Here is an 8,129-nt window from a genome sequence, read left to right on the forward strand (position 1 = left end):
TGTTTGCGCCGTATCTGTCAGGCATGCAATTGCTTGGCACGCTGGCAGAAAGCATCGACCAATGTGTTGGCCGCCTGATTGAACAGCGGGCCCAAGGTGGCGCGCACAATCGGCCCGGCATAATCGAAGGACAGGTCCAGGCTGATCTTGCAGGCCTTTTCACCCAGCGGCTTGAACACCCACACGCCATGCAACTGCGTGAACGGCCCTTCTTCAAGGTTCATCTCGATAGACTGCCCCGGCACCAGCACGTTTCGCGTGACGAAGTACTGGCTCATGCCGCCCTTGGCCACCTCGAGCTTGGCGTGCATGTGCGTGTCGCTGGCGTCGATCACCGTCGAGGCCGAGCACCACGGCAGAAACTCTGGGTAGCTGGCCACATCGTTGACCAGATCGTAGAGCGCCTGGGCGGGGTATGGCAGCAGGGCGGAGCGTTGAATATGGGTAGTCATCCAGGCGTCACTTCCAAGGCTGGGTGGCGACGCTTCGCAGCGTGCCGAAAACAGGTTCTGTCACCAAGACAGGCCCGTATTGTCCGGTATTCATTGCAGTGGCTCAAGCACACCGAAATCCCATAGCGGACGACGCACGGACTTGCCTATAATGCCGCCCCTATGGCTAAGCAAAAAAAACATCCGACCGGGACCATCGCGCAGAATAAAAAAGCGCGACACGATTACTTCATCGAACACAAGTTCGAGGCCGGGCTGGTCCTGTCCGGCTGGGAAGTAAAAAGCCTGCGAGCTGGCAAGGCGCACCTCGTTGACAGTTACGTGCTGCTCAAGGACGGTGAGGCCTGGCTGTTCGGCAGCCACATCACCCCGCTGACCACCGCCAGCACCCACGTCATCGCCGACCCGATCCGCACCCGCAAGCTGCTGCTGAACAAGCGCGAGCTCGAGCGGCTGGAAGCGGCTGTAGCGCAAAAGGGCTACACCTGCGTGGCGTTGTCGCTGTACTGGAGCAAGCACCTGATCAAGTGCGAAATTGCACTGGGCAAGGGCAAGAAGGAATTCGACAAGCGCGACACCGTGCGCGAACGCGATTCCAACCGCGAGCTGCAGCGGGTTGTGCGGAACAAAGGCAAGGAAGACTAATTACTCCTTAAGCCTGTTCCGGCCTCTTCGCGGGCGCGCCCGCTCCCACAGGGACCGCACCAGCTTCAAGCCTGGCGCATATCCTGTGGGAGCGGGCGTGCCCGCGAAGAATCCAGCACCGATCTCAACGCCCGCTACGCCGCTCCGCCCGCGCCACCCGCTGCGCCTCTTCGTGTGCCTCTTGCAGCACCTCCTGCACATACAGAATGTGCCGGCTGGACACTTCCCGCGCATCCTCCGCCCTGCCCTCGACAATCGCCAGGTACAGCTCCCGGTGCTGGCTGATCAGCATGTCCCGGGTCTCGGTCCGTTGCTGGTACATGCCACCAATGTTGGTCACCACGTTGCGCTTCAGCAGGTCGAACAAACCACGAATGGTGTGCAGCAGCACCGCGTTATGGCTGGCCTCGGCAATCGCCAGGTGAAAGCGCGCATCGGCCACACCCTCCTCCGCCCGGGTGACTTCATCAACCCTGGTGTAGCAGTCCTGCAACGCGTCGAAGGCCGCCTTCAAGCGCGCCCGGTCCGGCTCGGTGGCACGCTGGGCAGCGTAATAGGCACACGAAGCCTCCAGGGTATGGCGAAATTCAAGCAGGTCGCGCTGCGCCTCGGCACTGTGCTCGAGCAGCTGCAGCAATGGGTCGCTGAAGGTAGAGCCCAGTGACTCGGCAACAAAATTGCCCCCGCCCTGGCGGCTGACCAGCAGCCCTTTGGCCACCAGCTTCTGGATCGCCTCACGCAGTGACGGGCGGGACACGCCGAACTGCTCGGCGAGGGCGCGCTCGGCCGGCAGCCGCTGCCCCGAGGTCAGCGTGCCTTCCAGAATCATCCCTTCCAACCGATCGACGATGTCGTCGGACAGGCGCCGTTGGCGGACCTGATCAAAAACCATCACATGCTCTCCACAAACCCCCCGCAGATTTCAGGGGGCGCCTATTCTCGCCGATCCACGCCGCGCAAACACCCATCAAGCCAGGATTTTCCAAGCGCATCAGGCGCCCGCTCATCGGCACGCGACCAAAGTTTTGCACAGGACAAATTGACACACCCACGACAGCGCTTTTAACCTAGCGCCCAGCCATTGTAAATTGGTCTTACCAATTATCCAATGCCAGTGCTGACCAACAACAATTAGGGGCCACCCCATATGCAAACCTGGCAACAACTCTATAGCCCGCTTGGTAGTCTTGGCCTGTCCGCACTGGCGGCGGTCATCCCTATCGTGTTCTTCTTCCTTGCCCTCGCCGTGTTCCGCCTCAAAGGCCACGTAGCGGGCAGCATCACCCTCGCGCTGTCGATCCTGGTGGCGATCTTCGCCTTTCAGATGCCTGTCGACATGGCCTTCGCCGCGGCGGGTTATGGGTTCCTCTATGGCCTCTGGCCAATTGCCTGGATCATCGTTGCCGCGGTGTTCCTGTACAAACTCACGGTCAAGAGTGGCCAGTTCGAAGTGATCCGCAGCTCGGTACTGTCGATTACCGACGACCAGCGCCTGCAAGTGCTGCTGATCGGCTTCTGCTTCGGTGCCTTCCTGGAAGGCGCGGCGGGCTTCGGCGCCCCCGTGGCAATCACTGCCGCGCTGCTGGTGGGCCTGGGCTTCAACCCACTGTACGCCGCCGGCCTGTGCCTGATCGCCAACACCGCGCCGGTGGCCTTCGGCGCCCTGGGCATCCCGATCATCGTGGCCGGCCAGGTCACTGGCATCGACGCCTTCCACATCGGCGCCATGACCGGCCGACAGCTGCCGCTGCTGTCGTTGTTCGTGCCGTTCTGGCTGGTGTTCATGATGGACGGCCTGCGCGGCGTGAAGGAAACCTGGCCTGCCGCCCTGGTCGCCGGCCTGAGCTTCGCCGTTACCCAGTACTTCACTTCGAACTTCATCGGCCCGGAACTGCCCGACATCACCTCGGCACTGGCCAGCCTGATCTGCCTCACCCTGTTCCTGAAAGTCTGGCAGCCAAAGCGTTCGTTCAGCGAGGCCAAAGGCAGCGTCGGCGCAGCCGTTGTGCAGTCCAGCGGCAGCCAGCCTAGCCCTTACAGCTTCGGCGAAATCTTCAAGGCCTGGTCGCCGTTCCTGATCCTGACCGTACTGGTCACCATCTGGACCCTGAAGCCGTTCAAGGCTGCGTTCGCCCCGGGCGGCGCGATGTACAACTTCGTGTTCAACTTCGCCATCCCGCACCTCGACCAGCTGGTGGTCAAGACCGCACCGATCGTTGCTGCGCCCACTGCCATGCCAGCGGTGTTCAAGCTCGACCCGATCTCCGCCACCGGCACCGCGATCTTCCTCTCGGCGCTGATCTCCATGGCAGTGCTGAAGATCAACTTCAAAACTGGTCTTACCACTTTCAAAGAGACTTTCTGGGAGCTGCGCTGGCCTATCCTGTCGATCGGCATGGTGCTGGCCTTCGCCTTCGTCACCAACTACTCGGGCATGTCTTCGACCATGGCCCTGGTACTGGCTGGCACCGGCGCCGCGTTCCCGTTCTTCTCGCCGTTCCTCGGCTGGCTGGGCGTGTTCCTGACCGGCTCGGACACCTCGTCCAACGCCCTTTTCAGCTCGCTGCAGGCCACCACCGCGCACCAGATCGGGGTCAGCGACACCTTGCTGGTAGCGGCCAACACCAGCGGCGGCGTAACCGGCAAGATGATCTCGCCGCAGTCCATCGCCGTGGCGTGCGCCGCCACCGGCCTGGTGGGCAAGGAGTCCGACCTGTTCCGCTTCACCGTCAAGCACAGCCTGTTCTTTGCCACCATCGTCGGCCTGATCACCCTGATTCAGGCTTACTGGCTGACCGGCATGCTGGTTCATCACTAAAGTGAAAGGGGCCGGGCGCCATTGCGCGCCCGGCAATCCCCACAAGCAACGCTGCGAGAATCCATGATCATTTCTGCCTCTACCGACTATCGCGCCGCGGCCCAACGCAAGCTGCCTCCCTTCCTGTTCCACTACGCCGACGGCGGCGCCTACGCCGAGCACACCCTGCGCCACAACGTGTCGGACCTGGCCGGCATTGCCCTGCGCCAGCGCGTGCTGAACAACATGTCCGAGCTCAGCCTGGAAACCAAGCTGTTCGACGAAACCCTGAGCATGCCGGTGGCCCTGGCCCCGGTCGGCCTCACCGGCATGTACGCCCGCCGTGGCGAGGTGCAGGCGGCGCGTGCAGCGGCGGCCCATGGCATCCCGTTCACCATGTCCACCGTCTCGGTCTGCCCGATCGAAGAAGTGGCGCCAGCCATCAACCGGCCAATGTGGTTCCAGCTGTACGTGCTCAAGGACCGCGGCTTCATGCGCAACGCCCTGGAGCGGGCCAAGGCCGCCGGGGTCAAAACCCTGGTGTTCACCGTCGACATGCCCGTACCCGGCGCCCGCTACCGCGATGCCCACTCGGGCATGAGCGGCCGCAACGGCCCGCTGCGCCGCGTGCTGCAAGCCATGACCCACCCCGAGTGGGCGTGGGATGTCGGCGTGATGGGCCGCCCGCACGACCTGGGCAACATCTCCAAATACCGTGGCAACCCCACCGGCCTTGCCGACTACATCGGCTGGCTGGGCAACAACTTCGACCCGTCGATCTCCTGGAAAGACCTGGAGTGGATCCGCGAGTACTGGGACGGCCCGATGATCATCAAGGGCATTCTCGATGCCGATGACGCCCGCGATGCGGTCAAGTTCGGCGCCGACGGCATCGTGGTGTCCAACCACGGCGGCCGCCAGCTCGATGGCGTGCTGTCCAGCGCCCGCGCCTTGCCGGCGATTGCCGATGCGGTAAAGGGTGACCTGAAGATTCTCGCCGACTCCGGCATTCGCAGCGGCCTCGACGTGGTGCGCATGATCGCCCTGGGCGCCGACACCGTACTGATCGGCCGCGCCTTCCTCTACGCACTTGCGGTGCACGGCGAGGCCGGGGTGAAGAACCTGCTGGAGCTGTTCGAGAAGGAAATGCGCGTGGCGATGGTGCTGACCGGCGCCAAGTCGATCAGCGAGATCACCCGCGACTCGCTGGTACGCGAACTGGGCGCCTGATCGCCTGCAAGAAACACCGCCTGATTGACCCGGGGCATGTGCCGCACAGACGCCACAGCCCCGCGAGGAGACTGCATGAGCTTGCCCGCCGCATTCCTGCGTGATGCCGAGCGCCTGATACCCGCCGAACGCCGCTTCGACGACCCCACGTCCACCCTGGCCTTCGGCACCGACGCCAGCTTCTACCGGCTGATCCCCAAGCTGGTGGTGCGCGTCGAGTCCGAGGACGAAGTGGTCGGCCTGATCAAACTGGCCCAGCGCGAGCGGGTGCCGGTCACCTTCCGCGCTGCGGGTACCAGCTTGTCTGGCCAGGCCATCAGCGACTCGGTGCTGATCGTGCTCGGCGATAACTGGAACGGCCGCGAAATCCGTGGCCAGGGCGAGCAGATCCGCCTGCAACCGGGCGTGATCGGCGCCCAGGCCAACGCCTGGCTGGCCCCCTTCGGCCGCAAGATCGGCCCCGACCCGGCGTCGATCAACGCCTGCAAGATTGGCGGCATCGTTGCCAACAACGCCAGCGGCATGTGCTGCGGCACCGCGCAGAACACCTACCACACCCTGGCAGGCCTGCGCCTGGTGCTGGCCGACGGCACGCGCCTGGACAGCGAAGACCCGGCCAGCGTCGCCGCCTTTGAAAGCAGCCACGCCGAGCTGCTGGAATCGCTGGCCAGCCTGGCCCGCGAGACCCGCGCCAACACCGCGCTGGCCGAGCGCATCCGGCACAAATACCGGCTGAAGAACACCACCGGCCTGTCGCTGAACGCATTGGTGGACTACGACGAGCCGCTGGACATCCTGCAGCACCTGCTGGTCGGCTCCGAAGGCACCCTGGGCTTCATCAGCGCCGTCACCTACGACACCGTGCCCGACCACCCGCACAAGGCCAGCGCCCTGCTGGTGTTCCCCAGCGTCGAAAGCTGCTGTCGCGCGGTGCCCGTGCTCAAGCAGCAGCCGGTTTCGGCCGTGGAACTGCTCGACCGCCGCAGCCTGCGTTCGGTGCAGAACATGCCTGGCATGCCGCTGTGGGTAAAAGGCCTGTCGGACAACGCCTGCGCCCTGCTGATCGAGTCCCGCGCCGCCAGCCAGAGCCTGCTGCACGAGCAACTGCGCCAGGTGATGGCCTCGATTGCAGATTTCCCGCTGGAACAGCAGGTGGACTTCAGCGAAGACCCGGCCGTGTACAACCAGCTGTGGAAAATCCGCAAGGACACCTTCCCCGCCGTCGGCGCCGTGCGCCAGACCGGCACCACCGTCATCATCGAAGACGTGACCTTCCCCGTCGAGCAACTGGCCGAGGGCGTCAACCGCCTGATCCTGCTGTTCGACAAGCACCGCTACGACGAAGCGATCATTTTCGGCCATGCGCTGGAAGGCAACCTGCACTTCGTCTTCACCCAGGGCTTCAACAGCGCCGAGGAAGTCGCCCGTTACCAGGCGTTCATGGACGAGGTGGCGCAACTGGTGGCGGTGGAGTTCGGCGGCTCGCTGAAGGCCGAGCACGGCACCGGGCGCAACATGGCGCCGTTCGTGGAGCTGGAGTGGGGCCATGACGCCTACCAGCTGATGTGGAAGCTCAAGCGCCTGCTCGACCCCAACGGCATCCTCAACCCCGACGTGGTGCTGAGCGAAGACCCAGACATCCACCTGAAAAACCTCAAGCCGCTGCCTGCCGCCGACGAAATCGTCGACAAGTGCATCGAATGTGGCTTCTGCGAACCGGTGTGCCCGTCCAAGGGGCTTACCCTCAGCCCGCGCCAGCGCATCGTCATGTGGCGTGACATCCAGGCCAAGCAACGCGCCGGCATCGATACCCGCGAACTGCGCCGCACCTACCAGTACCAAGGCCTCGACACCTGCGCCGCCACCGGCCTGTGCGCACAACGCTGCCCGGTGGGCATCAACACCGGCGAGCTGGTGAAAAAGCTGCGCAGCCAGGCCGCCGACCACGACAAGACCGCCAACTGGCTGGCCGAGCACTTCCACACCGTATTGGGGGGCGCACGCCTTACCCTCACGGCCGCCAACACTGCACGCAAGCTGCTCGGCGCCCCGCGCCTGGGCCGCCTGAGCGCCTCGCTGAGCAACGCCAGCAAAGGCCGCCTGCCACAGTGGACCCCGGCCATGCCACAACCCCTGCGTCCGATCAGCTTCGGCGCGGCCAGCAACGACGCCCGCCCCCGCGTGGTGTACCTGGCCGCCTGCGTTTCACGGGTGATGGGGCCGGCCTATGCCGACCGCGAGCAAAGCTCGCTGCTGGACAAAACCCGCGGCCTGCTGGAAAAAGCCGGCTACCAGGTGGTGTTCCCCGACAATGCCGACAGCCTGTGCTGCGGCCAGCCTTTCGCCTCCAAGGGTTACCCCGAACAGGCCGAGCACAAGCGCCAGGAGCTGATTACCGCCCTGCTGCACGCCAGCCGCGGCGGCCTTGACCCGATCTACTGCGACACCAGCCCCTGCACCCTGCGCCTGGTGCAAGACCTGGGCGACACCCGGCTCGACCTGTACGACCCGGTGCGCTTCATCCGCACCCACCTGCTCGACCGCCTGGAGTTCACCCCCCAGGACGAGCCGGTAGCCGTGCATGTGACGTGCAGCACCCAGCACTTGGGTGAAAGCCAGGCGCTGATCGACCTGGCACGGCGTTGCAGCAAACAGGTGGTAATCCCCGAAGGTATCCATTGCTGCGGGTTTGCCGGTGACAAAGGCTTCACCACCCCCGAGCTCAATGCCCACGCGCTGCGCAGCCTGAAGGATGCGGTGCAGTATTGCAGCGAAGGCATCTCCACCAGCCGCACCTGCGAGATCGGCCTGTCGAGCCACAGCGGCATCGACTACCACGGCCTGGTCTACCTGGTAGACCGCGTCACCCGCCCACGCAGTATCTGAGCGCTAACGCAAAGCCCTTGGGCAAAATCTGCCGGCTGCTGCAATCTCTGTGGGAGCGGGCATGCCCGCGAACACCGGCGCAGCCGGTGCCATAAACCGCGGCGCCTGTTTCGCGGGCA

The 8,129-nt window shown here is 64.4% G+C and carries 6 protein-coding genes; 4 read left to right on the plus strand and 2 right to left on the minus strand.

Annotated features, from left to right (window positions below; genetic code table 11):
- Nucleotides 1–17: 17 nt before the first annotated feature.
- Complete coding sequence (locus tag AK81_RS22370) at nt 18–452, minus strand: type II toxin-antitoxin system RatA family toxin (protein ID WP_016501654.1); 435 nt, start codon at nt 450–452, stop codon at nt 18–20.
- Between the two features lie 162 nt (nt 453–614).
- Here AK81_RS22370 and smpB point away from each other — a divergent pair, with 162 nt between their 5' ends.
- Nucleotides 615–1,097, plus strand: a complete 483-nt coding sequence (gene smpB / locus AK81_RS22375; protein ID WP_016489183.1) for an SsrA-binding protein SmpB — start codon at nt 615–617, stop codon at nt 1,095–1,097.
- A gap of 124 nt (nt 1,098–1,221) precedes the next feature.
- On the opposite strand, the gene AK81_RS22380 is transcribed toward smpB, so the two are convergent.
- Entirely contained in the window at nt 1,222–1,989 is a 768-nt protein-coding gene (locus AK81_RS22380) for an FCD domain-containing protein (protein ID WP_016501656.1), read from the minus strand.
- A gap of 255 nt (nt 1,990–2,244) precedes the next feature.
- On the opposite strand from AK81_RS22380, the gene AK81_RS22385 reads away from it, so the two are divergent.
- The 3 genes from AK81_RS22385 (at nt 2,245) to AK81_RS22395 (ending at nt 8,010) form a co-directional block, all read left to right on the plus strand.
- Entirely contained in the window at nt 2,245–3,915 is a 1,671-nt protein-coding gene (locus tag AK81_RS22385; protein ID WP_043202587.1) for a lactate permease LctP family transporter, read from the plus strand.
- A gap of 63 nt (nt 3,916–3,978) precedes the next feature.
- Complete coding sequence (lldD, locus tag AK81_RS22390; protein WP_043202589.1) at nt 3,979–5,124, plus strand: FMN-dependent L-lactate dehydrogenase LldD; 1,146 nt, start codon at nt 3,979–3,981, stop codon at nt 5,122–5,124.
- 75 nt (nt 5,125–5,199) lie between these two features.
- Nucleotides 5,200–8,010, plus strand: coding sequence for an FAD-binding and (Fe-S)-binding domain-containing protein (locus tag AK81_RS22395; protein WP_043202591.1), 2,811 nt, complete (start codon nt 5,200–5,202; stop codon nt 8,008–8,010).
- The last annotated feature ends 119 nt before the right edge of the window (nt 8,011–8,129 follow it).

This window comes from Pseudomonas putida W15Oct28 (assembly GCF_000708715.2).
Classification (GTDB): Bacteria; Pseudomonadota; Gammaproteobacteria; order Pseudomonadales; family Pseudomonadaceae; genus Aquipseudomonas; species Aquipseudomonas putida_R.

What these genes read in the sequence shown, in the direction of transcription:
- AK81_RS22370 (WP_016501654.1), bottom strand. Translation starts at nt 452, where the DNA reads ATGACTACCCATATTCAACGCTCCGCCCTGCTGCCATACCCCGCCCAG.
- smpB (WP_016489183.1), top strand. Translation starts at nt 615, where the DNA reads ATGGCTAAGCAAAAAAAACATCCGACCGGGACCATCGCGCAGAATAAA.
- AK81_RS22380 (WP_016501656.1), bottom strand. Translation starts at nt 1,989, where the DNA reads ATGGTTTTTGATCAGGTCCGCCAACGGCGCCTGTCCGACGACATCGTC.
- AK81_RS22385 (WP_043202587.1), top strand. Translation starts at nt 2,245, where the DNA reads ATGCAAACCTGGCAACAACTCTATAGCCCGCTTGGTAGTCTTGGCCTG.
- lldD (WP_043202589.1), top strand. Translation starts at nt 3,979, where the DNA reads ATGATCATTTCTGCCTCTACCGACTATCGCGCCGCGGCCCAACGCAAG.
- AK81_RS22395 (WP_043202591.1), top strand. Translation starts at nt 5,200, where the DNA reads ATGAGCTTGCCCGCCGCATTCCTGCGTGATGCCGAGCGCCTGATACCC.